Annotated in this window: 23 protein-coding genes; 10 read left to right on the top strand and 13 right to left on the bottom strand. The window is 69.7% G+C overall.

Annotated features, from left to right (window positions below):
- Positions 1 to 379 precede the first annotated feature (379 nt).
- Positions 380 to 1,306 (bottom strand): metallophosphoesterase, encoded by a 927-nt coding sequence (locus tag OG780_RS19930; RefSeq protein WP_328450058.1) that lies wholly within the window; start codon positions 1,304 to 1,306, stop codon positions 380 to 382.
- A gap of 292 nt (positions 1,307 to 1,598) precedes the next feature.
- On the opposite strand from OG780_RS19930, the gene OG780_RS19925 reads away from it, so the two are divergent.
- Complete coding sequence (locus OG780_RS19925; protein WP_328450056.1) at positions 1,599 to 2,315, top strand: maleylpyruvate isomerase family mycothiol-dependent enzyme; 717 nt, start codon at positions 1,599 to 1,601, stop codon at positions 2,313 to 2,315.
- Between the two features lie 448 nt (positions 2,316 to 2,763).
- Here OG780_RS19925 and OG780_RS19920 read toward each other — a convergent pair whose 3' ends face one another.
- Both OG780_RS19920 and OG780_RS19915 read right to left on the bottom strand, forming a co-directional pair.
- Entirely contained in the window at positions 2,764 to 3,645 is an 882-nt protein-coding gene (locus OG780_RS19920) for a metallophosphoesterase (RefSeq protein WP_328450054.1), read from the bottom strand.
- Between the two features lie 141 nt (positions 3,646 to 3,786).
- Positions 3,787 to 4,155 carry a recombinase family protein gene (locus OG780_RS19915; protein WP_328450052.1) on the bottom strand — a complete coding sequence of 123 codons (369 nt, stop codon included), beginning with the start codon at positions 4,153 to 4,155 and terminating at the stop codon, positions 3,787 to 3,789.
- A gap of 22 nt (positions 4,156 to 4,177) precedes the next feature.
- Between OG780_RS19915 and OG780_RS19910 the strand changes: the two genes are divergently transcribed.
- Complete coding sequence (locus OG780_RS19910; RefSeq protein ID WP_328450050.1) at positions 4,178 to 4,642, top strand: GatB/YqeY domain-containing protein; 465 nt, start codon at positions 4,178 to 4,180, stop codon at positions 4,640 to 4,642.
- 138 nt (positions 4,643 to 4,780) lie between these two features.
- Here the strand turns inward: OG780_RS19910 and OG780_RS19905 are convergent, their stop codons facing one another.
- Positions 4,781 to 7,066 (bottom strand): transglycosylase domain-containing protein, encoded by a 2,286-nt coding sequence (locus OG780_RS19905; RefSeq protein WP_328450048.1) that lies wholly within the window; start codon positions 7,064 to 7,066, stop codon positions 4,781 to 4,783.
- A 405-nt stretch (positions 7,067 to 7,471) separates the two neighbouring features.
- Here OG780_RS19905 and wblA point away from each other — a divergent pair, with 405 nt between their 5' ends.
- Positions 7,472 to 7,810 carry a transcriptional regulator WblA gene (gene wblA / locus OG780_RS19900; protein WP_028799159.1) on the top strand — a complete coding sequence of 113 codons (339 nt, stop codon included), beginning with the start codon at positions 7,472 to 7,474 and terminating at the stop codon, positions 7,808 to 7,810.
- A gap of 163 nt (positions 7,811 to 7,973) precedes the next feature.
- Here wblA and OG780_RS19895 read toward each other — a convergent pair whose 3' ends face one another.
- Positions 7,974 to 9,431: an ArsA family ATPase gene (locus tag OG780_RS19895; RefSeq protein WP_328450046.1), complete on the bottom strand. Its 1,458-nt coding sequence runs from the start codon at positions 9,429 to 9,431 to the stop codon at positions 7,974 to 7,976.
- Positions 9,428 to 10,405 (bottom strand): ArsA family ATPase, encoded by a 978-nt coding sequence (locus OG780_RS19890; protein ID WP_328450044.1) that lies wholly within the window; start codon positions 10,403 to 10,405, stop codon positions 9,428 to 9,430. The genes OG780_RS19895 and OG780_RS19890 overlap by 4 nt, the downstream gene beginning before the upstream one ends.
- A gap of 115 nt (positions 10,406 to 10,520) precedes the next feature.
- Here OG780_RS19890 and OG780_RS19885 point away from each other — a divergent pair, with 115 nt between their 5' ends.
- The 4 genes from OG780_RS19885 (at position 10,521) to OG780_RS19870 (ending at position 13,198) form a co-directional block, all read left to right on the top strand.
- Positions 10,521 to 10,682 (top strand): DUF4177 domain-containing protein, encoded by a 162-nt coding sequence (locus OG780_RS19885; protein ID WP_261704751.1) that lies wholly within the window; start codon positions 10,521 to 10,523, stop codon positions 10,680 to 10,682.
- Positions 10,679 to 11,149, top strand: a complete 471-nt coding sequence (locus OG780_RS19880; RefSeq protein ID WP_326786491.1) for a RidA family protein — start codon at positions 10,679 to 10,681, stop codon at positions 11,147 to 11,149. Before OG780_RS19885 ends, OG780_RS19880 begins: the two co-directional genes overlap by 4 nt.
- Positions 11,150 to 11,501: 352 nt before the next feature.
- Positions 11,502 to 12,371 carry an NUDIX hydrolase gene (locus tag OG780_RS19875; RefSeq protein ID WP_326786490.1) on the top strand — a complete coding sequence of 290 codons (870 nt, stop codon included), beginning with the start codon at positions 11,502 to 11,504 and terminating at the stop codon, positions 12,369 to 12,371.
- A complete protein-coding gene (locus OG780_RS19870) occupies positions 12,368 to 13,198 on the top strand; it encodes an MBL fold metallo-hydrolase (protein WP_326786489.1) in 831 nt (276 codons plus the stop codon). The genes OG780_RS19875 and OG780_RS19870 overlap by 4 nt, the downstream gene beginning before the upstream one ends.
- Before the next feature lie 66 nt (positions 13,199 to 13,264).
- Here OG780_RS19870 and OG780_RS19865 read toward each other — a convergent pair whose 3' ends face one another.
- The gene (locus OG780_RS19865; protein WP_328450040.1) at positions 13,265 to 14,083 is read right to left on the bottom strand and encodes a nucleotidyltransferase domain-containing protein; all 819 of its coding nucleotides are present in this window, start codon (positions 14,081 to 14,083) and stop codon (positions 13,265 to 13,267) included.
- 109 nt (positions 14,084 to 14,192) lie between these two features.
- A complete protein-coding gene (locus tag OG780_RS19860; protein ID WP_006382668.1) occupies positions 14,193 to 14,867 on the bottom strand; it encodes a Crp/Fnr family transcriptional regulator in 675 nt (224 codons plus the stop codon).
- A gap of 336 nt (positions 14,868 to 15,203) precedes the next feature.
- Here OG780_RS19860 and nth point away from each other — a divergent pair, with 336 nt between their 5' ends.
- The 3 genes from nth to OG780_RS19845 are packed head-to-tail and all read left to right on the top strand — an operon-like array spanning position 15,204 to position 18,238.
- Complete coding sequence (gene nth / locus OG780_RS19855; RefSeq protein ID WP_328450038.1) at positions 15,204 to 16,262, top strand: endonuclease III; 1,059 nt, start codon at positions 15,204 to 15,206, stop codon at positions 16,260 to 16,262.
- 52 nt (positions 16,263 to 16,314) lie between these two features.
- A complete protein-coding gene (locus tag OG780_RS19850; protein WP_328450036.1) occupies positions 16,315 to 17,025 on the top strand; it encodes an NUDIX hydrolase in 711 nt (236 codons plus the stop codon).
- Positions 17,026 to 17,038: 13 nt separating this feature from the next.
- Positions 17,039 to 18,238 carry a MarP family serine protease gene (locus OG780_RS19845; RefSeq protein ID WP_328450034.1) on the top strand — a complete coding sequence of 400 codons (1,200 nt, stop codon included), beginning with the start codon at positions 17,039 to 17,041 and terminating at the stop codon, positions 18,236 to 18,238.
- Between the two features lie 67 nt (positions 18,239 to 18,305).
- Here the strand turns inward: OG780_RS19845 and OG780_RS19840 are convergent, their stop codons facing one another.
- From OG780_RS19840 to acs, 5 genes are all read right to left on the bottom strand, one after another.
- Positions 18,306 to 18,485: a hypothetical protein gene (locus OG780_RS19840; RefSeq protein WP_328450032.1), complete on the bottom strand. Its 180-nt coding sequence runs from the start codon at positions 18,483 to 18,485 to the stop codon at positions 18,306 to 18,308.
- A 150-nt stretch (positions 18,486 to 18,635) separates the two neighbouring features.
- Positions 18,636 to 19,583 (bottom strand): alpha/beta fold hydrolase, encoded by a 948-nt coding sequence (locus tag OG780_RS19835; RefSeq protein ID WP_328450030.1) that lies wholly within the window; start codon positions 19,581 to 19,583, stop codon positions 18,636 to 18,638.
- Positions 19,580 to 20,056, bottom strand: a complete 477-nt coding sequence (locus OG780_RS19830; protein WP_326786482.1) for a phage holin family protein — start codon at positions 20,054 to 20,056, stop codon at positions 19,580 to 19,582. Before OG780_RS19830 ends, OG780_RS19835 begins: the two co-directional genes overlap by 4 nt.
- Before the next feature lie 43 nt (positions 20,057 to 20,099).
- A complete protein-coding gene (gene nhaA, locus OG780_RS19825; protein WP_328450026.1) occupies positions 20,100 to 21,494 on the bottom strand; it encodes a Na+/H+ antiporter NhaA in 1,395 nt (464 codons plus the stop codon).
- Positions 21,495 to 21,820: 326 nt separating this feature from the next.
- Entirely contained in the window at positions 21,821 to 23,821 is a 2,001-nt protein-coding gene (gene acs, locus OG780_RS19820) for an acetate--CoA ligase (RefSeq protein ID WP_328450024.1), read from the bottom strand.
- Positions 23,822 to 23,882 lie beyond the last annotated feature (61 nt).

Below are 23,882 nucleotides of genomic sequence, written 5' to 3'. Positions count from 1 at the left end.
GTGACGGCGTCCTGCAGTGACGGCGTCCTGCGGTGACGCCCTACCCCAGCGGTGATGTCGCCCGGTGGCGTCGCCATGTCGACGTCGGCGCCGGCCGTCGGCCCCTGTGGTGACGGTTCGTGTTGTTGGGATGGCTCTGTGGCGTCTTCGGTCTGTGGCAGTCGAGCCCGCGTCCTCACGGTTCGGACCGGCCCGGTTCGGCAGAATTCATCCCCGTTCCGGGCCGCCCGGCCATGACGTGACCGGGCCCTGAGCCGGCCATGGTGCGCCCTCGACCCTGACCCCGACCAGGGCACCGACTCCGACCTCGACCGGGGCCCACCTGCCGTTCCCCGTCTGCCGACCCGCGACCGGCTTCGCCCCTGTGCCCCCGGAACCCCTACGCCCGCTCCACCAGCGTCAGCAGTGACGCCTCCGGCGGGCAGGCGAAGCGGACCGGTGTGTAGCGGCTCGCGCCGCAGCCCGCCGAGACGTGCATGTACGAGGTCCGGCCCTCCGCCGTATGCCTGGAGAGGCCCTTGACGCGGTCCGTGTCCAGGTCGCAGTTGGTGACGAAGGCGCCGTAGAAGGGGAGGCAGATCTGGCCGCCGTGGGTGTGGCCCGCCAGGATCAGGGGGTAGCCGTCGGCCGTGAAGGCGTCCAGGCTGCGCAGGTACGGGGCGTGCACGACGCCCATCGAGAAGTCGGCGGACGCGGACGGGCCGCCGGCCACGCGGGCGTAGCGGTCGCGCTTGATGTGCGGGTCGTCGAGGCCGGTCAGCTCGATCTCCGTGCCCTCTATCTTCAGCGTCCCCCGCGTGTTCGTCAGGTTCAGCCAGCCCGCGGTGTCGAAACCGTCGCGCAGGTCCTCCCACGGGTTGTGGACGGCGCCCACGACCGGCTTGTTGCCGTTCAGCCCGTGACGGCCCGCCGCCTTCTCGAACAAGTAGCGGGCGGGGTTGCGGAGTGTGGGGCCGTAGTAGTCGTTCGAACCGAAGACATAGGCGCCGGGGAGTTCCATCAGGGGGCCGAGTGCGTCCAGCACCTCGGGCACGCCCTCCGGGTCCGAGAGGTTGTCCCCGGTGTTGATCACGAAGTCGGGGCGCAGTCCGGCCAGGGAGCGCAGCCAGCGCTGCTTCTTGCGCTGTCCGCTCACCATGTGGATGTCCGAGACCTGAAGAATGCGCAACGGCCGCATACCCGGAGGCAGGACCGGAACGGTCACCCGCCGCAGGCGGAAGGAACGGGCTTCGAACCCCGCCGAGTACAGCAGACCGGCGGCGCCCACCGCCGTGATTCCCAGGGGTACTCCGTATCGCGCGCGCATAGTCCCATCGTGTCAGACTCCGGTGAGCGCTCTTGACCGCCTGTGGACAGCCCCGGCAACCCCGTCCGGGACAGCGGGGGAAGGCGGTTGCGGACGGCCGCCGGCCCCTCGGTCGGGCGGCGCCGCGAGATCAACGGGCGTCCGCATCACCGCACCCGCGACACTTGACGGCATGACCACAGTCAAGGCTCTTTCAGCTGCCTATTGGCTGGGGTGACTGCCGGACCTGAGAAGCCGTTGCTCAGGTCCGCCCGTTGCTCGGCGACGACTGCCCCGCCACTACGGTACGAGCATGCTCGACACATCCGAGGAAGTCGCCCGCTCCGGTGCTCGGATCACCGCAACCCTCGACGCGCTGACCGACCTGGAGATGCGTGCACCCACGACGCTGGTCGGCTGGACCCGCGGCCACGTCATCACCCACTTGTCTCACAGCGTCGGCGCCTATCAGCGGCTGCTCGCCGGGGCCCGTACCGGCATTGAACCCGCCCCGAGGACGGATGCCAAGGCGCTCGCCCGTGCCGTCCGTGAAGGCGCCGACCGCCCCGCGGCCGAACTCGTCGCCGATCTGCGCAGCCGTCTTGCGTACCTGGCCGAAGACGTCACATCGATGCCCGCGGAACGTTGGGACACCCTGGTCACTGCACTGGCGGGGTGGCGTCACCCGGCCTGGTACACCCTCCACCGCTGTTGGCGCGAGCTCGAAACACACCACGTCGACCTGAACGTCGGCTACCGCACGACCGACTGGCCCAGCACGTACGTGACCTGGGCCCTCGACGACACCATCACCGCGCTCGCCGCGCTCGACTTCCCCGTCGCCCGAGTCGAAGCCCTCGACCTCGGCCGATCCTGGACCCTGTCCCCGACCGGCCCCGACATCACCGGCTCCGGCCACGCCCTGCTCGGCTGGCTCAGCGGCCGCGCGCTCGATTCCCCGCTCACGTCCGACCATCCACTGCCGGTCCCGCCCGACTGGCCCCTGCCACCAGCCCCCGGCTGGCGCTGATCGCGAAGACCTCCCTAGGGGGCGTCGAGTTGCTCGGAAGACCCTGCCTTCATGCCCGACCACGGGAAGATCGTCCAACCGGGACCCCGTGTCCGGCCGCCGGACGAACTTGGCGGTACGACAACGGCTTCTGATGCTTGCACCAGACATGGGCCCGCCCGCCCTCCTGGACGACGAGGGGGAGCGAGCGGGCGGGTGTCTGTTGCAACCCTGACCCTGCGGTTGCCGTGGGGCCCCATCTCGCCGGGGCGGGGTGGCTGGATCAGTCGTCCGGCTTTGTCCACGGGATTGGGCAGCAGTCGTTCAGCACTTCGGACATCACCCCAGTGGGCTTTCGATGCGAACAGTCGATGGTGACAGCGGGGTGCTGGAGGCAGCAAGCAACCGGGCTGTGCCTGGCGGAGTGCCGCTCGCGGGAGTGGCAGACGGGGCCGGTGCAGCGCCCACCTCAGTTCGAGCTCACGGTGGAGGAGGGGCCGAGCCTCCCGATGACTTCGCGCATTTCCTCCTCGTCTGCCTCGTAAATCGTCTCCCCGATACGCGGGTCGCGGACGTGGAGCGTGTGGATGAGTGGCCCGTGGGGTGCTCCGAGGTGGACGAGGGAGGCCGACGGGCCGTGGACGGCGCGCTCGGTGCCTGGGCGGGCGGTCAGGTCGATGCGGCTGACGACGCCGGGCGTGACCCATACGGTCGCCTGTTCCAGACGCGCCAGAATCTGCAGGTGGAAGTGCCCGCACAGGATGAGTTGGACGTCGGTCCCACGTATCGTCTCGGCCAGCTCAGCGCTGTTCTGCAGGCCCAGCGCCCGCTGGACATCGACGTCCATGGCGATCGGCGGGTGGTGGAAGGCCAGGACGGTGCCTAGCGGTGCCGGGGTGGCGAGCAGTTCGCCCAGCCAGTCGAGCTGGCCTCGGTCCAGTCGACCGTAGCCCTTGCTCGGAACGAGTGTGTCCAGAGTGATCAGCCGCCACCCTCCGACGACGCTCGCCCCCGCCCGCTCGCCCGCCGTGCCCTGGTACACCGCCTCAGGCTGGACATGGCCACTGCCGAGCACGTCGGCGAACGCGGTGCGGTCGTCGTGGTTGCCGGTCGTGTAGAAGACCTCCGCACCTCTTCGGCCGGCGTATCCGGAGAGGAGTTCACGCGCCCGCACGTACGCCTCGCGGGAACCGTCGTCCGCCACATCGCCGGTGACCACCACCGCGTCGAGATCGTGCACGTGGGCCAGTTCGGCCAGCAGGCAGCGCAGTGCAGCAGTGCCGTCAGCCCCGTCGGCGTCGGGGCCGCCGGACCGGTCGAGATGAGTATCGGAGAGATGCAGGATCCGCATCGTCAGAAGATAGACCCAGCACCCGTGTCCTGGGGGAGGCTCTATTCACTACGGTCCGCCCCTCAGGCTGTCCTTGGACCAGCCCACGAAATCGAATGGGCGGCAGAGCCGGGTGCTGTCCAAGATCGCGCGGCTGCCGCGTCAGGCGATCCGAGTGAATGTCAGGATGTGGCGGACGTGGCCGGACCGTGCGGCCTCCAGCAGCTCGTCCCAACCCCTGCGCTTTCGGTTGCGCTGCCAGGCTGATCGGATGTTGTCCACGTAGATCATGTCGTGGGTGACAGTCACTCCGAGCTGTTCCGTGATGTCACGGCAGATACGCTCTTGTCGGTCGACGCCCGTTTGGTCGTCATCGTTCACGTGGGAGATCCGGCAGTGGATCGCCGCCGGTCCTCCCGTCCAGTCGGTACGTCCGCGTCGTCGGGCCTTTTGAGTTTCGGTCATCCGGGCCAACTTGCGGAGGCGTGCCGAGTCGCTTGTGACCTGCGATATCTCGTTGACCGGGTCCATGACAAAAGGCTATGAATAAACCATGACCACGCTCAAGTCGAAGTTGCAGGAAGACCTCAACGCCGCGATCAAGGGGCGCGACGAGCTCCGCTCCTCGACGATCCGGCTGACCCTCTCCGCGATCACCAATGAGGAGGTCGCGGGCAAGACCAAGCGCGAACTCTCCGACGACGAAGTGCAGAAGGTGATCGCCCGCGAGGCGAAGAAGCGTCGTGAGGCCGCCGAGGCCTTCACACAGGGCGGGCGCTCCGAGTCGGCCGAGCGCGAGCGGGCGGAGGGCGAGATCCTCGCCGCGTATCTGCCCAAGCAGCTTTCCGACGAGGAGCTTCAGCAGATCGTCGCCCAGGCCGTCGAGGAGGCCAAGGCGGCCGGAGCCGAGGGGCCGCGCGCGATGGGCGCCGTCATGAAGATCGTGAGCCCGAAGGTGGCCGGGCAGGCCGAGGGCGGCCGTGTCGCCGCCGTCGTGAAGCAGTTGCTCGCGGGCTGACGCCATCGCCGATGGGGCCTGTACGGGTCCGGTCGCGCCCGCCGCGCGACACCCGAAGCCCCTGACGCCGAACGCCCCGTGGGCCAGGATCGATTCCTGGCCCACGGGGCGTTCGCGCGTCTGCTCCCGGCGTACGGGTCAGCGTTGGCCGCCGTCGCCGCCGTTGCCGCTGTTCGTGTTGCCCTGGATGAACCCGTCGGGGAGGGAGAAGGAAGGCGTCGGGAACACCACTCCGCCGTCGCTCTGGCCGCTGATGGTGCTGCCGTCGGTGGTGTTGCCGTTGCCGTTGCCGTTGCCGCCGTGCCGGCCGCGGCCGCGGTTGTCGTCGTCCTGGCCCTTGTCCTTGTTCCTGTCGGGGTCGGGAATGTTGACCAGATTGAAGGACGGGGCGTCCTTGCCCGTGAGAGCGCCCGTCATCAGGTCCCGCCAGATCGGCCCGGGGACCTGACCGCCGTACACCTTGTCGTGCCAGACGCCGCCGATCTGGATGCCGCTCATCTTGACCTGCTGGGTGGCGCTGCCGACCCAGACGGCGCCGGAGAGGTTCGGCGTGTAGCCGACGAACCAGGCGTTCCTGCGCTCGTCGGTGGTACCCGTCTTACCGGCGTTGGCGCGGTCGGTGAGACCGGCCTGCTGGCCCGTACCGGAGTCGATCACGCCGCTCAGCAGGCTGTTGACGGTGTCCGCGGTCGTCTCGGACATGGCCCGCGAGCAGGTCGACTTGGGCACGTCCAGGGACTTCTCACGGCCGCCGATCTGCTGGCTGATCGACTCGATGGCGACCGGGGTGCAGTACATGCCGCGGGAGGCGAAGGCGGCGTAGGCCGTGGCCATCGTGAGCGGTGAGATGCCCTTGGCGCCCAGGGCGATGGAGGGCACCTGGGGGAGCTTGTCGCCGTTGCCCTGGACCACGCCGAGCTTGCCGATCTGGTTCATGACCGGGCACAGGCCGATGTCGGAGATCATCTGCACGAAGTAGGTGTTGACCGATTTGGCCATCGCCTCCTTCAGCTGGTACGGGCCCTTCTCGGACTCGCTCTCGTTCGGGACCTTCTCGTTCCTCTGGTTCGTCCACGGCTTGCTGCCGCAGGTCTGCACCGGGCTGGGGTAGGGCATCGAGTTCGGCGAGGAGTACTCCTGCGTCGCCGGCCGGCCCTGTTCCAGCGCGGCCGCGGCCACGAACGGCTTGAACGTCGAACCGGTCGGGAAGCCGAAGTTCGAGCCGCCCATGTCGTAGTTGACCGAGTAGTTGTACTCGGTCTCGTTCTTTCCGTAGCCGAACGGCTTCGACTGGCCCATCCCGAGGATCTTCCCCGTGCCGGGCTCGACCAGGGTGGCCGCCGCCGCGACCTTGTCGGACTTGTAGACGTGGTCCTTCAGCGACGCCTGGATCGACGCCTGGGACTGCGGGTCGAGCGTCGTACGGATCGTCAGGCCGCCCTGGTTCCAGACCTTCGCCCGGTCCTCCTTGGTCTTTCCGAAGACCGGGTCGCTCAGGAAGACCTTCTCCACGTACTTGCAGAAAAAGCCGGCGCCCTTGATCGCCGTGATGCAGCCGTTCTTCGGCTGGCTGACGTGCAGTCCGAGCTTCGTCTCCTTGGCGGCGTCGGCCTGCTCCTGGGAGATGTCGTGCACCTCGGCCATGCGCTGCAGCACGGTGTTGCGGCGCTTGATCGCCTCTTCCTCGTCGTTCACCGGGTCGTACCGGCTCGGCGACTGGACGATGCCCGCGAGCAGCGCGGACTCCTGGAGGTTCAGTTTCTTGGCGGGTTTGGAGAAGTAGCGCTGGGAGGCGGCCTCGACGCCGTACGCCTGCTCCCCGAAGAACGTGATGTTCAGGTAGTTCTCGAGGATCTTCTTCTTGCCCAGCTTCTCTTCCAGCTGGATCGCGTACTTGAGCTCGCGGATCTTGCGGCCGATGGTCTGCTGGGTGGCCTGGGCGACCTTGGTCGGGTCGTCGCCGGCCTCTTCGACGAAGTAGTTCTTCACCAGCTGCTGGGTCAGGGTGGAGGCACCCTGGGCCACGCCGCCGTTCTGCGCGTTCTGGTTGACCGCGCGCAGGATGCCCTTCAGGTCGATCGCGCCGTGCTGGTAGTAGCGCGAGTCCTCGATCGCGACGATCGCCTTCTGCATGTAGGGCGAGATGTCCTTGAGGCCGACCACGGTGCGGTCGCGCGAGTAGACGGTCGCGATCTGCCCGCCCTTGCTGTCCAGGATCGTGGTCCGCTGACTCAGCGACGGACTCTTCAGATTGTCCGGAATGTCGTCGAACCCCTGGACCGAGCCCTTGGCCGCCAGGCCGAGCGCGCCCGCGGCGGGCAGCGCGATTCCGGCCATGACGGCGCCCGCGAGCACGCTGACACCGAGGAACTTGGCGGCCTGCTGCGTAGAGGACAGACCACCGCCCGAGCGCTTCTTTGGCATGAGGGCAGCCTACGTTCTCATTCGCCGGACACGCGTATATGCCTTGGCCTAAGCTGCTCTCAACTGTCACAGCAGTGCGGCCACGTATCAATACGTCCGGCGACCCCGAATCGTTCCGGAGGTTCCGCGTTCTTGTGGAGCGCGTGTCCGAATCAACCTTGTGTGTCACATGGTGCCCGTTGTGACTCGACCCAACTGTCCTGGTTTGCCGGGATGGTCGCGCATGTCCTCGGCTCACTCCCCCGGGTGATCTGCCGCTTACGCATAGTCCGTTCGGGCCATTCAAGATTGGGCCCGAAGGGGGTGTTGCGCTGTGCCCACCTTCCGTAACGTCCTCAACTGGCGGCGGTGAATATGCCGCTGCCGCCGTGGGGGAGCCTCGATTCGGGAGAGGACGGCGCCGGTATGGGCTGGGTAACCGACTGGAGTGCGCAGGCGGCCTGCCGCACTACCGATCCAGATGAACTGTTCGTTCAAGGAGCAGCGCAGAACAGGGCCAAGGCGGTGTGCACCGGATGTCCGGTTCGCACGGAGTGCCTCGCCGACGCGCTCGACAACCGCGTCGAATTCGGCGTGTGGGGTGGCATGACCGAGCGTGAGCGCCGCGCATTGCTGCGCCGGCGGCCGACCGTCACCTCGTGGCGTCGCCTGCTAGAGACCGCGCGTACGGAGTACGAGCGCGGGGCGGGCCTGCTGCCCCTCGACGAGGAAGAGGTGTACGAGCGCTACGCGGCCGTGGGGTGAGGGAGCCGCCCGGTGCGGCCAGGACGTCGCTCTCGGGCCCCTCAGGCCCGCGCGGACCCTTACCCGGGCCCGCTCGGTGGTCGCGGGGGCCGGGCAGGGACTGAGCGTCCCCGCGGGGTCTCCGCACTCGGCTTTCGGGGAGCTCCGGCCGGTGGGCCGCGGCTCAGCTTTCGGGGAGCTCCGGCCGGTGGGCCGCGAGCCGGTTCCCGATGTCCCGCAGCCCCGCGAGATCGTGCACGTCGCCCGGCAACGCGGCCACTTCGGCCACCGGCACCTCCGGGTGGCGCGCGGCGAAGCGGTCACGTGTGCGCTGCTCGCGGGAGAGCAGCTGCATGCGCTCGGCGTGCAGTCGCAGCAGGCCTGCGGTGAGCTGGTCGATGGATCGCTCGGGGTCCGTGGCGGCGGTCCTGTCCGTGGCGGTGGTGTGGTCCGTGCCGGCCGTTCTGTCCGTGATGGCGGGGGAGCCTTCGTCGGGAGCTGATGCACCGGAAGCCGGTGATTCTGAACTGCCGTACGTGCCGGGAGCGTTACGAAGTCCAGCTTTCCCGTCCGCCTGATCCACAATGCGGGCCTCGGCAAGATTTTCCGCGGTGTCGGTTTCCGGGTTTTCCGCTGCGGCGGCCTCAGCGGTCTCCCCGGTGGATTCCGGGTTCTCCGGGTCGGCGGAGTCGGTGGCGGAGTCGTCGGCGGAATCAAGATCCTCCGCGGCGGCGAGCGCCCGCTCGGCGGACAGCTGGGTGGCCCCGCTGCCGTGCACCCGGTTGAGCACCAGCCCGGCGAACGGCATCTCCTCCGCGGCCAGCCGCTGCACGAAGTACGCGGCCTCGCGCAGCGCGTCCCGCTCGGGCGCCGCCACCACCAGGAACGCGGTGCCGGGCGCCTGGAGCAGCTTGTAGGTGGCGTCGGCCCGCGTACGGAAACCGCCGAACGTGGTGTCCATGGCAGCGACGAACGTCTGCACGTCCTTGAGGAGTTGGCCCCCGAGCAGCTTGCCCAGGGTGCCCGTCATCATCGACATCCCGACGTTCAGGAACTTCATGCCCGCCCGGCCGCCCAGCTTCGCCGGCGCCGTCAGCAGCCGGATCAGCCGCCCGTCGAGGAACGAACCGAGCCGCTTCGGGGCGTCCAGGAAGTCCAGTGCCGAGCGCGACGGGGGCGTGTCGACCACGATCAGGTCCCACTCGTCGCGCGCCCGCAACTGGCCCAGCTTCTCCATCGCCATGTATTCCTGCGTGCCCGCGAAGCCCGCCGAAAGCGACTGGTAGAAGGGGTTGCCGAGGATGGCCGCCGCCCGGTCGCCGTCCGCGTGCGCCTCGACGATCTCGTCGAACGTGCGCTTCATGTCGAGCATCATGGCGTGCAGCTCGCCGCTCCCCTCGACGCCCTTCACCCGGCGCGGAGTGTTGTCGAGGGAGTCGATCCCCATCGACTGCGCCAGCCTGCGCGCGGGGTCGATGGTGAGCACGACCACCTTGCGGCCGCGCTCCGCGGCCCGCAGCCCGAGAGCCGCCGCCGTGGTCGTCTTGCCGACGCCGCCCGAGCCGCAGCACACCACGATGCGGGTCTCAGGGTCGTCGAGCAGCGGGTCGAGATCGAGGACGCGGGCGGGGTCCAGACTCATGACATCCCTTGCTTACGCAGCTGTGCGGCCAGTTCGTACAGTCCCGCCAGATCCAGGCCCTCGGCGAGCAGCGGGAGTTCGTGCGACGGCAGGCCCTGCTCGGCCAGTACGCTCCGCTGCTCGGTCTCCAGCGTGTACCGCTCCGCGTACTCGTCGGCCTGCTGGAGAAGAGGGTCCACCAGCCGCTCGGCGAGCCCGCCGCGACGCGCGCCGCCGAGGCCGGCCGAGGAGAGCGACTTGGCGATCGCCGAACGGGGAGCCGCCTTCGCCAGCTCCAGGTCGACACCGTCGAGGAGTGCCGGGCGCACCATGTTCACGACGATCCGGCCCACGGGAAGCTTCGCCGCGCGCAGCTCCGCGATCCCGTCCGCGGTCTCCTGTACGGGCATCTCCTCCAGCAGCGTCACCAAGTGGACCGCCGTCTCCGGCGACTTGAGGACACGCATGACGGCCTGGGCCTGATTGTGTATCGGGCCGATCTTCGCGAGGCCGGCGACCTCGTCGTTGACGTTCAGGAAGCGGGTGATGCGGCCGGTGGGCGGCGCGTCCATCACCACGTAGTCGTACGTGAAGCGGCCGCTCTTCTCCTTGCGCCGTACCGCCTCGCAGGCCTTGCCGGTGAGGAGCACGTCCCGCAGTCCGGGCGCGATGGTGGTCGCGAAGTCGATCGCGCCGAGTTTTTTGAGGGCCCGGCCGGCTCCGCCCAGTTTGTAGAACATCTGGAGGTAGTCCAGCAGCGCCAGTTCGGGGTCGATGGCGAGGGCGTACACCTCCCCGCCACCTGGAGCGACGGCGATCTTCCGCTCCTCGTAGGGCAGCGCTTCTGTCTCGAAGAGCTGCGCGATGCCCTGTCTGCCCTCGACCTCGACGAGGAGGGCACGCTTGCCCTCTGTCGCGAGGGCGAGCGCGAGGGCCGCGGCCACCGTGGTCTTGCCGGTACCGCCCTTGCCGCTGACGACCTGGAGCCTGCTCACGTATTCGAGCCTAACCAGTCCGCCGCCGGAGTAAGCAGGAGGCTGTGGACAAGTGGTGCCGGCGGCGGGTGGCTCGGGCGGGAGCGGGTGGTCGCCAACGGCTACAGTCGGCCACATGACCAAATGGGAATACTCCACTGTGCCGCTGCTCGTCCACGCCACGAAGCAGATTCTGGACACCTGGGGCGAGGACGGCTGGGAGCTGGTCCAGGTCGTGCCCGGCCCCAACAACCCCGAGCAGCTCGTGGCCTACCTGAAGCGCGAGAAGTCCGCGTGAGCGGGGCTGTCGAGGCGAAGCTCGCCGAACTCGGACTGAGCCTTCCGGGCGTCGTTCCGCCGCTGGCCGCGTATCAGCCCGCGGTGCAGTCGGGCGTGTACGTGTACACCGCGGGCCAGCTTCCGATGGTGGACGGGAAGCTTCCGGTCACCGGGAAGGTGGGGGCCGAGGTCACGGCCGAGGAGGCCAAGGAACTCGCCCGTACGTGCGCGCTGAACGCCCTGGCGGCGGTGAAGTCGGTCGTGGGCGACCTCGATCGCATCGCGCGTGTCGTCAAGGTCGTGGGGTTCGTGGCCTCGGCGTCGGACTTCACCGGGCAGCCGGGTGTGCTGAACGGCGCAAGTGAGCTGCTGGGCGCCGTACTGGGCGACAAGGGTGTGCACGCGCGGAGCGCGGTCGGCGTGGCCGTGCTGCCGCTGGACGCGCCGGTCGAGGTCGAGATCCAGGTGGAGCTGACGCACGCGTAGCCCTCCGGGCATCTTCGGGTGCCTGGTTCGTTGTGGGTCGGGGCCGTGCCAGTACATCCGTCCGTCGCCGTTGGACCAGACGTGGGCTTCGTAGGGAGCCGCTGTTCGATCCGGACGTGAGCGACGGGCATCCGATGTACCGGCACGGCCCCTTCCGTGCGTTTCCGGCTGCGGGTGCGCGGTGGTTCGTGTGCGGCCCCTCACTTGCGTGATCTTCAGCCCCTCCGGTGTTTGAGGAGCGGGGTCCGGGGCGGAGCCCCGGGTATGGGTCGGGTACGGGCGGAGGGGGCGAGAAGGGCTTGTGGGGCGGTGAGGCCTCGAACATCCGCCCGGCTCGGGATAGCCTCCGGCCATGGGGAATGGGCAATGGTTTCCGGCGGAGTGGCCGGAGCGGATTCGGGCGCTCGCCGAGGGCACGCTGACGCCGGTCACGCCCCGGCGCGCCGCCACGGTGATGCTGGTCAAGGACAACGAGGCCGGCCCCGTGGTCCACATGCTGCGCCGACGCGCCTCCATGGCCTTCGCCGGAGGCGCGTACGCGTATCCGGGCGGCGGCGTGGACCCGCGCGACGACGAGCAGCAGATCCGCTGGGCGGGTCCCACGCGCGCGTGGTGGGCGCGGCGGCTCGGCGTGGACGAGACCTCCGCGCAGGCCATCGTCTGCGCGGCCGTACGGGAGACGTACGAGGAGGCGGGCGTCCTGCTCGCCGGCCCCAGCCCGGACAGCGTGGTCGGTGACACCACGGGGGACGACTGGGAGGCGGACCGGGCGGCCCTGGTCGCCAGGGACCTGTCCTTCGCGGAGTTCCTCGACCGCAGAGGGCTCGTGCTCCGCTCGGACCTGCTCGGGGCCTGGGCCCGCTGGATCACTCCGGAGTTCGAGTCCCGCCGCTACGACACGTGGTTCTTCGTGGCCGTCCTCCCGGAGGGCCAGCGCACGCGGAACGCCTCCACGGAGGCCGACCGCACCGTGTGGATCCGTCCCGCCGACGCGGCGGCGGGCTACGACAAGGGCGAGCTGCTGATGATGCCGCCCACCATCGCGACCCTGCGCGGGCTCGTGGAGTACGAGAGCTCCGCCGACGCCCTCGCCGGCGCGGCCGCCCGGGATCTGACCCCCGTCCTGGCCGAGGCGCGCCTGGAGGGCGGCGAGGTCGTCCTCTCCTGGCCCGGACACGACGAGTTCACCAAGCACATCCCGACCGGCGGAGCATCCGCATGACCGAAGCAGCGGCGCTCCCCGGCCAGCCGCGAGGAACGGTCCTCTCCGGCCCCGCCACCGCGCGCGCGGTGAACGTCCTCGCCCCCAACGCCTCCGCGATGACCCTGGACGGCACGAACACGTGGATCGTGTCCGAGCCGGACTCCGAGCTCGCGGTCGTCATCGACCCGGGCCCTCTGGACGACGTACATCTGCGCACGGTGCTGGACACGGCCGGGAAGGCGGGAAAGCGGGTCGCGCTGACCCTGCTCACGCACGGGCATCCCGACCACGCGGAGGGCGCGTCGCGCTTCGCCGAGCTGTCGGGGACCGCCGTCCGCGCCCTGGATCCCGCGCTGCGGCTCGGGGACGAAGGGCTGGCCGCGGGAGACGTGATCAGCCTCGGCGGGCTCGAACTGCGTGTCGTGCCGACTCCCGGGCACACCGCCGACTCACTGTGCTTCCATCTCCCGGCCGATCGGGCCGTGCTGACCGGGGACACCGTCCTGGGGCGCGGGACGACCGTGGTGGCCCACCCGGACGGGCGTCTGGGCGACTATCTCGACTCCCTGCGCCGCCTTCGCTCGCTGACGGTCGACGACGGCGTCCACACCGTCCTGCCCGGTCACGGACCGGTCCTCGACGACGCGCAGGGCGCGGTCGAGTTCTATCTGGCCCACCGTGCCCACCGGCTCGCCCAGGTCGAGACCGCCGTCGAGAGCGGCCTCCGGTCCCCCGAAGAGGTCGTCGCCCGCGTCTACGTGGACGTGGACCGGTCGTTGTGGCCCGCGGCCGAGCTGTCGGTGCGGGCCCAGATGGACTACCTGCGGGAGCACGGCCTCATCTAGGGGCGTGTGTCCGTGGTTAGGGGGCTGTGTCCGTGGCGCCGTTTTCCGGGGTTCTGGAGGAGGCCTTCAGGGGCGGGGCGCCTTGATGCCGTGCACGCGCGCGTACTCACCGGCCAGCCATGGCCCCAGGTCGTCCGCGTACGAGCGGAGCACGGCGGAGTCGCCGGTCGGCTCGTACCCGCGTACGGCCGCGCCGCGCAGGTCGGCGGCCCGCTCCGGGTAGTACGCGCCGAACGCCTCGGCCATCTCCCCGAGGTCGCTGGTCCAGCCTTTCCAGCGCGGCATGACGAGCGTGAAGCCGGTGCGCACGAGATGCCGGGACATCGAGCGGACCAGCGGGCGCCTGGCGTCGTCGGTGTCCGCGGCCGCGGCGATCCGCTCGCGCCAGCGCGGCAGCAGCAGGGCGAGGTCGCCGTTCGTCTCGCGGGCCAGCAGCGTGTCGGGGCGGTAGCGCGGCAGGTGTCCGGCCAGGTCCTCGCCCAGGAGGGGGGTGCACAGGCAGGCGACGAACCAGCCGAGGTCGTGGGTCTCCAGGTCGCTCAGCAGCCGTGTACGGCTGAACAGCAACGTTCCCACACCGTCGATCTCGGCGAACTCCTTGTCGAGCGCCGCTTCGAGCGCGCGGGCGTCCGTGCGGTCGGTGCCGGTCGGCTCCTCGCGCAGCGACAGCAGCAGGTCGAGATCGGAGCGTCCCACGCGCGCGGTGCCGCGTGGGATCGAGCCGTAGAGGTACGCGCTGTCCAGCCGCATCCCGAACATGTCCTGAATCCGGTCGCTGGCCGCCGCGACGACGGTCCTGAAGGCGTACGGGACGCGCGCGAGTGACCCCTCGCGCTCGATGTACCCCTGGGCGTCGAGCCCTCTGCGGTGCCCCTGTGCGGCCATGCGCCCACTGTGCGGGGAAGGGCCGCCGCGGCGCAGGTCATTTACGGGTGACGACGACGGGGTCCCGCCTCGGTGAAGGCGGGACCCCGTCGTCGTACGGCCAAAGGCGTCAGCGCGAGCGCTTGGCGAGCCGCTCGACGTCCAGGAGGATCACCGCGCGGGCCTCCAGGCGGAGCCAGCCGCGGCCCGCGAAGTCGGCGAGCGCCTTGTTGACGGTCTCGCGGGAGGCGCCGACCAGCTGGGCCAGCTCCTCCTGCGTGAGGTCGTGCACCACGTGGATGCCCTCTTCGGACTGCACACCGAAGCGGCGCGACAGGTCGAGCAGGGCGCGCGCGACACGGCCGGGCACGTCGGAGAAGACCAGGTCGGACATCTGGTCGTTGGTCTTGCGCAGGCGCCGGGCGACGGCGCGCAGCAGGGCGGCGGCCACCTCGGGGCGGGCGTTCAGCCAGGGCTGGAGGTCGCCGTGGCCGAGGCCGAGCAGCTTGACCTCGGTGAGCGCGGTGGCGGTCGCCGTGCGCGGGCCCGGGTCGAACAGCGACAGTTCGCCGATCAGCTCCCCGGGGCCGAGGACGGCGAGCATGTTCTCGCGCCCGTCGGGGGAGGTGCGGTGGAGCTTCACCTTGCCCTCGGTGACCACATAGAGGCGGTCGCCGGGGTCGCCTTCATGGAAGAGGGCGTCGCCTCGCGCGAGGGTCACCTCACTCATGGAGGCGCGGAGCTCCGCGGCCTGCTCGTCATCGAGCGCCGCGAAGAGCGGGGCGCGCCGCAGAACGTCGTCCACGAGTTCTCTCCTTGTCGACCTGCTCAGGGGACCGTGCTCCCCCTTGGTACCAGGGGACCGTGTTCCCCATCTTGCCGGACGGTCCAAACAGTGTGATCAGTCACAAGTCTGCCGCACTGGCGTCCCGACGAGTGCGGCAGGGGGCCAATTGGGGGCCGATCTTCAGGGTCCGGGGCGGATGTCGGTGCCGGGCTTTAGGCTGGCCGGGTGTCCAAATCGCCGGTGAGAGCACAGGCCAAGGGGGCTGGACGGGTGGGTGTACGTCGCGATTCCGCTGTGGGCGAACAGGCCCTCGACGGAACCAAAGAACAGGCGAAAGCGACAAAGTCGACGCCGGTGAAGGCGGTACCGGGGGCGGCGTCGAAGGCGGCATCGACGACCGCCGGCGGGAAGAGCGCGGAGAAGGCGGCCCCTCGGACCGCCAAGAAGGTGATACCCGCGAGAACGGCCGCCAAGAAGGCGACCCCGGCCGAGGCGGTGCGGGCCGAGGTGTCCTCCGGAAGGACGGCCTCCGGGAAGTCTGCCTCGAAGAAGGCCGTTCCGGTGAAAGCCGCGTCCAAGAAGGCGTCGCCCGGCGGGGCCGTCTCCAAGAAGACGACGGCCGCCCCCGTGCCGCCGCGGAACGAGTCGCACACCGCCCTCGTCCGCCGCGCCCGCCGTATCAACCGCGAACTCGCCGAGGTGTACCCGTACGCCCACCCGGAGCTGGACTTCGAGAACCCCTTCCAGCTCGTCGTCGCCACGGTCCTGTCCGCCCAGACCACCGACCTGCGGGTGAACCAGACGACGCCGGCGCTCTTCGCCAGGTACCCGACCCCCGAGGACCTCGCCGAGGCCAACCCGGAGGAGGTCGAGGAGATCCTGCGCCCGACCGGGTTCTTCCGGGCCAAGACCAAATCCGTCATAGGGCTCTCCAGGGTCCTGAGGGACGACTTCGGGGGCGAGGTGCCCGGCCGCCTCGAAGACCTCGTGAAACTGCCCGGAGTGGGCCGCAAGACCGCCTTCGTCGTGCTCGGCAACGCCTTCGGGCGGCCCGGGATCACCGTCGACACCCATTTCCAGCGGCTGGTGCGGCGCTGGCAGTGGACCGCGGAGACCGACCCGGACAAGATCGAGACGGCCGTCGGCGGGCTCTTCCCGAAGAGCGAGTGGACCATGCTGTCGCACCACGTGATCTTCCACGGCCGCCGCATCTGCCACGCCCGCAAGCCCGCCTGCGGCGCCTGCCCCATCGCCCCCCTCTGCCCGGCGTACGGGGAGGGCGAGACGGACCCCGAGAAGGCGAAGAAGCTCCTGAAGTACGAGAAGGGCGGCTTCCCCGGACAGCGGCTCAACCCCCCGCAGGCCTATCTGGACGCGGGCGGCAGGCCGGCACTCCCGCTGGGCACCGGATGACGGAACGAACACGGTCCCGGCGGGCGTTGGGAACAGCAGAACGGGGGTGGCGATGAAGCACGCAGGCAACACGCAGAACACGAGCGACGCACAGGGCGGGCCGGTGCTCAGCAAGGACGGTCTGCCCGGCTGGCTGGACCCGGTCGCGCAGGTCGCGGAGACCGTGGAACCGCTCCAGCTGAGCCGCTTCCTGCCGCCGGCGAACGGCGCGGGCCGCCAGTCCGCGGTGCTCATCCTCTTCGGTGAGGGCCCGCGCGGCCCCGAGCTGCTGCTCATGGAACGGGCGGGCACCCTCAGATCGCACGCCGGGCAGCCGTCCTTCCCCGGTGGCGCCCTCGACCCCGAGGACGGCGACCCGAGGACCGACGGGCCGCTGAACGCCGCCCTGCGCGAGGCCGAGGAGGAGACCGGCCTCGATCCGAGCGGCGTCCAGCTCTTCGGCGTACTGCCCAAGCTGTACATCCCGGTCAGCCGGTTCGTGGTCGCCCCCGTCCTCGGCTGGTGGCGCCGCCCGACGCCGGTCGGCGTCGTCGACCCGGGCGAGACGGCCCGGGTCTTCACCGTCCCCGTGGTGGATCTCACGGATCCCGCCAACCGCGCGACCACCGTCCACCCCAGCGGTCACCGAGGCCCGGCATTTCTGGTCGAATCGACCCTGGTCTGGGGTTTTACGGCCGGAGTGATCGACAAGATCCTGCACTTCGCGGGCTGGGAGCGTCCGTGGGACCGCGAGAAGCAGGTCCCGCTCGACTGGCGCGCGTGACAAGGTGACCTTCGTGAATGTGCTGGACATCCTGTTGCTGGTCGCCGCCGTGTGGTTCGCGATCGTGGGCTATCGCCAGGGCTTCGTCGTCGGCATCCTGTCGGTGATCGGCTTCCTGGGCGGTGGTCTCGTCGCCGTCTACCTGCTCCCGGTCATCTGGAGCTGGACGACCGACGACAGCAAGGTGAGTACGACCGCCGCCGTCGTCGCCGTGGTCGTCGTGATCGTCTGCGCCTCCGTCGGCCAGGCCCTCACCACCCACCTCGGCAACAAGCTCCGCCGGCACATCACCTGGTCCCCGGCCAGAGCCCTGGACGCGACCGGCGGTGCCCTGGTGAACGTCGTGGCGATGCTGCTCGTCGCCTGGCTGATCGGCTCCGCCCTCGCCGGCACGACGCTGCCGACGCTCGGCAAGGAGGTCCGCAGCTCCAAGGTGCTGCTCGGGGTCTCCCGCGCGCTGCCCGCCCAGGCCAACACCTGGTTCGCCGACTTCTCCTCGGTCCTCGCGCAGAACGGCTTCCCGCAGGTCTTCAGCCCGTTCGCCAACGAACCCATCACCGAGGTCCAGCCGCCCGACCCCCAGCTCGCCGCCGGCCCCGTCGCCACCCGCTCGCAGAACTCCATCGTCAAGGTCATGGGCACCGCCCAGAGTTGCGGCAAAGTCCTCGAAGGCACCGGTTTCGTCTTCGGCGACCGCCGCGTGATGACCAACGCGCACGTGGTCGGCGGAGTCGACGAACCCACCGTCCAGATAGGCGGCGAGGGCAAGAAGTACGACGCCACGGTCGTCCTGTACGACTGGGAGCGCGACATCGCCGTACTCGACGTACCGAATCTGAAGGCGCCCGCGCTGCGGTTCAGCACCCAGGACGCGACCAGCGGCGACAGCGCGATCGTCGCCGGGTTCCCGCAGAACGGCTCGTACAACGTCCAGCCCGCGCGCGTGCGAGGCCGCATCACGGCCACCGGCCCGGACATCTACCACCGCAAGACGGTGCGCCGCGACGTCTACTCGCTCTACGCGACGGTCCGTCAGGGCAACTCCGGCGGACCGCTGCTGACACCCGACGGCAAGGTGTACGGCGTGGTCTTCGCGAAGTCGCTCGACGACGCCGAGACCGGTTACGCGCTCACCGCGGACGAGATCCGGCAGGACATCGCCAAGGGGCGTACGGCCGACCAGCAGGTGGACAGCGACAGCTGCGCGCTCTGACCGGTGGGCGGGACCTCAGCCGGCCGCGTGTGCGGCGACGGCTGCCCGTTCTGACAGGTGGCGGGACTCAGCCGCGTGGATGGCGCAGCCGCACGGATACCCAGCGAGCCCGGCGCCGCAGAATATGCGGAATCCCCACACGCGGATCCGTGCCCGTCAATTGCGGGTAGCCCCCCTGACGAGAGCTCAGACCCGAGGCCGAGCGGCGATTGCGTGCTGCGTCACTGTAGTCGTGCGTCCAGCCCATACCCCGACGTCTGCCCCTGCCCCAAGGTCGATAACCTCGCCCCGGCCCCTCAATTGGCCTATGCGCCAGGCAATTGGCCGTTCGGAGGACAGGTGTTCGCCGTCCGCGTTCCGGACGCGTTCGCGCGGTCACGCCGGGCTGACCGAGGTGTCACCGATCGGGTTCCGGATCCTTCAGCCAGTTGATCAGTTCGGTGGAGAAAGCGACCGGATCCTCTTCGTGCGGGAAGTGGCCGAGCCCGTCGAACAGCCGCCAGCGGTACGGTGCTTCGACGTACTCTCCCGAGCCCGCCGCGCTGCGCGTCCGCATCACAGGATCGAGTGAGCCGTGCAGATGCAGGGTCGGCACCCGCACCGGCGGCTTCATGCGCCGGTTGAACTGGATGCCGTCCGGGCGCGCCATGGACCGCACCATCCACCGGTACGGCTCGATGGAGCAGTGCGCGGTCGACGGGATGCGCATGGCCCGGCGGTACGTCTCCAGGGTGTCCTCGTCCGGCTGCCGGGGGCCCGACCAGTCGCTCACCAGACGGCCAACCAGGGCGGCGTCCTCGGCGAGGAGTTGGCGTTCGGGGATCCAGGGGCGCTGGAACCCCCAGATGTACGAGCCGGCCGTCGTCTGCCTGATGTCGGAGAGCATCGCGGAACGCCAGCGCCGCGGATGCGGCATGGACGACACCGCGAGCCGGCGGACGAGCTTGGGTCGCATGGCGGCCGCCGTCCACGCGAGATAGCCGCCGAGGTCGTGCCCGACCAGAGCGGCGTCGGGCTCGCCGAGGGAACGTACGACCCCGGTGATGTCGAGAGCGAGGTTGGCGGGGTCGTAGCCGCGCGGGGTGCGGTCGCTGCCCCCGACGCCCCGCAGATCCATGGCGACGGCCCGGAAGCCGGCGTCGGCGAGCGCGACGAGCTGGTGCCGCCAGGTCCACCAGAACTGCGGGAAGCCGTGCAGCAGCAGGACGAGCGGCCCGTCGCCGAGCTCGGCGATGTGGAAACGCGCGCCATTGGCGGCCACGTCCCGGTGGATCACTTTGTGTCCGGGAAGGTCGATCCGTACGGCCGAGGTGGGTTGCGCCGGAGATGTGGCGGGGTCCGTCATGAGGATGAGCGTGCCACAGCCTTGACGGCGTCCTCGACCGGTTCGGGCCGGGGGTGCGGCTTGGCGTTCGGCAGAACACCCGCCGTCTCCTTCACGGAGGCGGCCACCTTCTGCGGGCCCTGGCTCTTCTTGACCTTCTTCGCGAAGATCACGCCGATCAGCGCGAGCACGGCCGCGACCAGCACGTTCGCCGCGAACGACAGCAGGAAGCAGATCGCGAGGTTCCAGTCGCTCCAGGTCCGGATGCCGTACGCGAGGGCGAAGCTGAGCATCGGCAGGGAGAAGATCAGGGTCATGCCGGCCGCCGAGAACGCCCCGCCGCTGACCGCACCGCGCTTGACGTCCTGCTTGAGCTGAGCCTTCGCCAGCGCGATCTCGTCGTGCACCAGCGCGGACATCTCGGTCGTCGCCGCGGCGACCAACTGGCCGATGCTGCGTTCGGCACCGACCGGGCTCCCGTCGGGTGCGCTCATCGCGATCTCCCTCTTCTGCATGTGTTTGTACGGTCCTGTCAGATCATGCCGGACCGTCGTCCCCCTCGCTTGCCCCACCCGCCACTTCGGCAAGCCTGCGGTGTTCCGCGGCTTTCCGCTCGTAGATCGCGGCCATGCGCAGGTGGTACGCCGGCTTGTCCTCTTCGTAGATGTCGGGGATGCCGTCGTGGTCCTCGTCGCGCTCCTCGGCCTCGCACAGCGAGCGGTACTTGGAGTTGCGCATCTTCAGCATCGCCGTGGCGAGTACGGCCGCGATGAACGAGCCGATCAGGACGGCGGCCTTGGTCTCGTCGGTGAGGCTCGTATCGCCTTCGAAGGCGAGCTCACCGATGAGCAGGGAGACCGTGAAGCCGATGCCGGCGAGGGTGGCGACGGCGGCGACGTCGGCCCATTCCAGTTCGTCGCTGAGCGAGGCCCGGGTGAACCGGGCCGTCAGCCAGGTACCGCCGAAGATGCCGACCGCCTTGCCGATGACGAGTCCGAGCACCACGCCGAGCGTCTCGGGCCGGGTGAACACATCGTGGATCGCGCCGCCGGAGACCACGACGCCGGCGCTGAACAGGGCGAACAGCGGTACGGCGAGTCCCGCCGACACCGGGCGCACGAGGTGCTCGATGTGCTCGCCGGGGGAGTGCTCCTCGCCTTCGTGCGGATGGCAGCGCAGCATCAGGCCCATGGCGACACCGGCGATGGTGGCGTGGATGCCGCTGTTGTACATCAGGGCCCAGACGACCAGTGCGAGCGGCACGTACACGTACCAGCCGTGCACGCCCTTGCGCAGCAGCAGCCAGAAGAGGCCGAGACCGACGAAGGCTCCGGCGAGCGCCGCGAAGTTGATGGTGTCGGTGAAGAAGAACGCGATGATCAGGATCGCGAACAGGTCGTCGACGACGGCGAGGGTGAGAAGGAAGGCGCGCAGGGCGGACGGCAGTGACGTCCCGATGACGGCGAGCACGGCGAGCGCGAAGGCGATGTCGGTGGCGGTGGGGACGGCCCATCCTTTGAGCGAGCCGTCGCCGGCGATGTTGGTCAGGACGTAGACGATCGCGGGCACGGCCATGCCGCAGACCGCGGCGACCACGGGCAGGACCGCGGCCTTCGGATCCCGCAGGTCCCCGGCCACGAGCTCGCGCTTCAGCTCGATGCCGGCGACGAAGAAGAAGACGGCGAGCAGTCCGTCGGCCGCCCAGTGCTCCACGGAGAGATCGAGCCCGAGGGCGGCCGGTCCGAAGTGGTAGTGCGAGACGGTCTCATAGCTGTGCGGCAGGGTGTTCGCCCAGATCAGTGCCGCGACCGCCGCGATCAGCAGGAGCACGCCGCCCACCGTCTCGGTGCGCAGCGCGTCCGCCACGAAGTTCCGCTCGGGCAGAGACAGTCGGCCGAAGAACTTGTGGTTGGTGTTGGGGGGCGCGGCCACGGGGAGGACCTCCGGTCGAGCAGGCAGGACGGAGTACTCGCCGACCAGACTTCCCGGCACACCATGAACGATCTTGTCGCGTCTTTGACGCTTTGCTTACTTTACCCATGGTGCGGCCGGCTCGGTGGGGGATCTTCACGGTACGGCCGAACCGGGCGCGGGGCCCGCTGGATGGGCCGATGGGGCACCGGGCTGATCGGCATCGGCGGTTGGCGGCCGGGGGCCACGAGGTTCGGCGGTGGTACGGGGAAATGCGTGAGGGGTGCGGGAGCACGGTGAGCGTGCTCCCGCACCCCTCAGGGCCGGGCCGGCGGGGTGTTCCCGCCTCAGTCCTCGCTGGGCGCGGCCGGCAGCTTCGCCTGGATCAGATCCATCACCGTGGAGTCGGTGAGCGTGGTGACGTCACCGAGCTCGCGGTTCTCGGCCACGTCGCGCAGCAGTCGGCGCATGATCTTCCCGGACCGGGTCTTCGGCAGTTCGGCCACCGGCAGGACCCGCTTCGGCTTGGCGATCGGGCCGAGGGTGGTGCCCACGTGGTTGCGCAGGTCCGCCACCAGTCCGGCGTCCTCGGCGGAAGCCGTCCCGCGCAGGATGACGAAGGCGACGATCGCCTGCCCGGTGGTCTCGTCCGTCGCACCCACGACCGCCGCCTCGGCGACCGACGGGTGGGAGACGAGGGCCGACTCGACCTCGGTCGTCGAGATGTTGTGCCCGGACACGAGCATCACGTCGTCGACGCGCCCCAGAAGCCAGATGTCACCGTCGTCGTCCTTCTTGGCCCCGTCCCCGGCGAAGTACTTGCCCTCGAAGCGCGACCAGTACGTGTCGAGGAACCGCTGGTCGTCACCCCAGATCGTGCGCAGCATGGACGGCCACGGCTCGGTGAGTACGAGGTAGCCGCCACCGCCGTCGGGGACCTCGTTCGCCTCGTCGTCGACCACCGTGGCCGAGATGCCGGGCAGCGCCCGCTGCGCCGAGCCCGGCTTCGTCTCGGTGACCCCGGGCAGCGGCGAGATCATCATCGCGCCGGTCTCGGTCTGCCACCAGGTGTCGACGATCGGCGTACGATCCCCGCCGATGTGCTTGCGGTACCAGATCCACGCCTCGGGGTTGATCGGCTCGCCGACCGACCCGAGCACCCGCAGCGAGGACAGGTCGAACTTCGCGGGGATGTCGTCGCCCCACTTCATGAACGTACGGATGGCCGTGGGTGCCGTGTAGAGGATCGTCACCCCGTACTTCTGCACGATCTCCCAGAACCGGCCCTGGTGCGGAGTGTCCGGCGTCCCCTCGTACATGACCTGTGTCGCGCCGTTCGAGAGCGGTCCGTACGTGATGTACGAGTGCCCGGTGACCCAGCCGACGTCGGCCGTGCACCAGTACACGTCGGTCTCCGGCTTGAGGTCGAAGACGGCGTGGTGCGTGTACGAGGCCTGCGTGAGGTAGCCGCCCGAGGTGTGCAGGATGCCCTTCGGCTTCCCGGTGGTCCCGGACGTGTAGAGGATGAACAGCGGCTGCTCGGCGTCGAACGCCTCCGGCGTGTGCTCGGCCGACTGCCGTCCGACGATGTCGTGCCACCACACATCGCGGCCCTCGGTCCAGGCGACGTCCTCGCCGGTACGGCGCACCACCAGCACCTTGTCGACCCCGTCGACCCGGCTCACCGCGTCGTCGACGGCCGGCTTGAGCGCGGACGGCTTCCCCCGCCGGTAACCGCCGTCGGAGGTGATGACCAGCTTGGCGTCGGCGTCCTGGATGCGGGTGGCGATCGCGTCCGCGGAGAATCCGCCGAACACCACCGAGTGCGCGGCGCCGATACGGGCGCAGGCCAGCATCGCGACGACGGCCTCGGGGATCATCGGCAGGTAGACGGCGACCCGGTCGCCCTTTTCGATACCCAGCTCGGTGAGGGCGTTCGCGGCCCTCGACACCTCGTCCTTGAGCTCGGCGTAGGTGATGGCCCGGCTGTCGCCCGGCTCGCCCTCGAAGTGGATGGCGACGCGATCGCCGTTCCCGGCCTCGACATGCCGGTCCACGCAGTTGTACGCGACGTTCAGCTTTCCGTCGGCGAACCACTTCGCGAACGGCGGATTGGACCAGTCCAGTGTCTCGGTCGGCTCGGTGGCCCAGGTCAGCCGGCGGGCCTGCTCGGCCCAGAAGCCGAGCCTGTCAGCCTTGGCCTGCTCATACGCCTCCGCGGTGACATTGGCGTTCGCCGCCAGGTCGGCGGGCGGCGCGAACCTGCGCTCTTCCTTCAGCAGGTTGGCCAGGCTTTCGTTGCTCACGACATCTCCCTTTCCCAGGGTGTCCGTTGTGTCCCAGGCCACAGCTCATCAGACCGGGGGGCCTGGTGACAAGGGCCGACCTGGAATTGGTTTAGACCTATCC

This window comes from Streptomyces sp. NBC_00386 (genome assembly GCF_036063235.1).
Taxonomy (GTDB): Bacteria; Actinomycetota; Actinomycetes; order Streptomycetales; family Streptomycetaceae; genus Streptomyces.
The sequence above is the reverse complement of the archived record's forward strand: the minus strand, read 5'-3'. Positions and strand labels throughout refer to the sequence as shown.

Bases quoted from the DNA above. Each gene is read 5' to 3' on its own strand.
- OG780_RS19930 (WP_328450058.1), bottom strand. From the start codon at position 1,306: ATGCGCGCGCGATACGGAGTACCCCTGGGAATCACGGCGGTGGGCGCC.
- OG780_RS19925 (WP_328450056.1), top strand. From the start codon at position 1,599: ATGCTCGACACATCCGAGGAAGTCGCCCGCTCCGGTGCTCGGATCACC.
- OG780_RS19920 (WP_328450054.1), bottom strand. From the start codon at position 3,645: ATGCGGATCCTGCATCTCTCCGATACTCATCTCGACCGGTCCGGCGGC.
- OG780_RS19915 (WP_328450052.1), bottom strand. From the start codon at position 4,155: ATGGACCCGGTCAACGAGATATCGCAGGTCACAAGCGACTCGGCACGC.
- OG780_RS19910 (WP_328450050.1), top strand. From the start codon at position 4,178: ATGACCACGCTCAAGTCGAAGTTGCAGGAAGACCTCAACGCCGCGATC.
- OG780_RS19905 (WP_328450048.1), bottom strand. From the start codon at position 7,066: ATGCCAAAGAAGCGCTCGGGCGGTGGTCTGTCCTCTACGCAGCAGGCC.
- wblA (WP_028799159.1), top strand. From the start codon at position 7,472: ATGGGCTGGGTAACCGACTGGAGTGCGCAGGCGGCCTGCCGCACTACC.
- OG780_RS19895 (WP_328450046.1), bottom strand. From the start codon at position 9,431: ATGAGTCTGGACCCCGCCCGCGTCCTCGATCTCGACCCGCTGCTCGAC.
- OG780_RS19885 (WP_261704751.1), top strand. From the start codon at position 10,521: ATGACCAAATGGGAATACTCCACTGTGCCGCTGCTCGTCCACGCCACG.
- OG780_RS19875 (WP_326786490.1), top strand. From the start codon at position 11,502: ATGGGGAATGGGCAATGGTTTCCGGCGGAGTGGCCGGAGCGGATTCGG.
- OG780_RS19870 (WP_326786489.1), top strand. From the start codon at position 12,368: ATGACCGAAGCAGCGGCGCTCCCCGGCCAGCCGCGAGGAACGGTCCTC.
- OG780_RS19865 (WP_328450040.1), bottom strand. From the start codon at position 14,083: ATGGCCGCACAGGGGCACCGCAGAGGGCTCGACGCCCAGGGGTACATC.
- OG780_RS19850 (WP_328450036.1), top strand. From the start codon at position 16,315: ATGAAGCACGCAGGCAACACGCAGAACACGAGCGACGCACAGGGCGGG.
- OG780_RS19840 (WP_328450032.1), bottom strand. From the start codon at position 18,485: ATGGGCTGGACGCACGACTACAGTGACGCAGCACGCAATCGCCGCTCG.
- OG780_RS19835 (WP_328450030.1), bottom strand. From the start codon at position 19,583: ATGACGGACCCCGCCACATCTCCGGCGCAACCCACCTCGGCCGTACGG.
- OG780_RS19830 (WP_326786482.1), bottom strand. From the start codon at position 20,056: ATGAGCGCACCCGACGGGAGCCCGGTCGGTGCCGAACGCAGCATCGGC.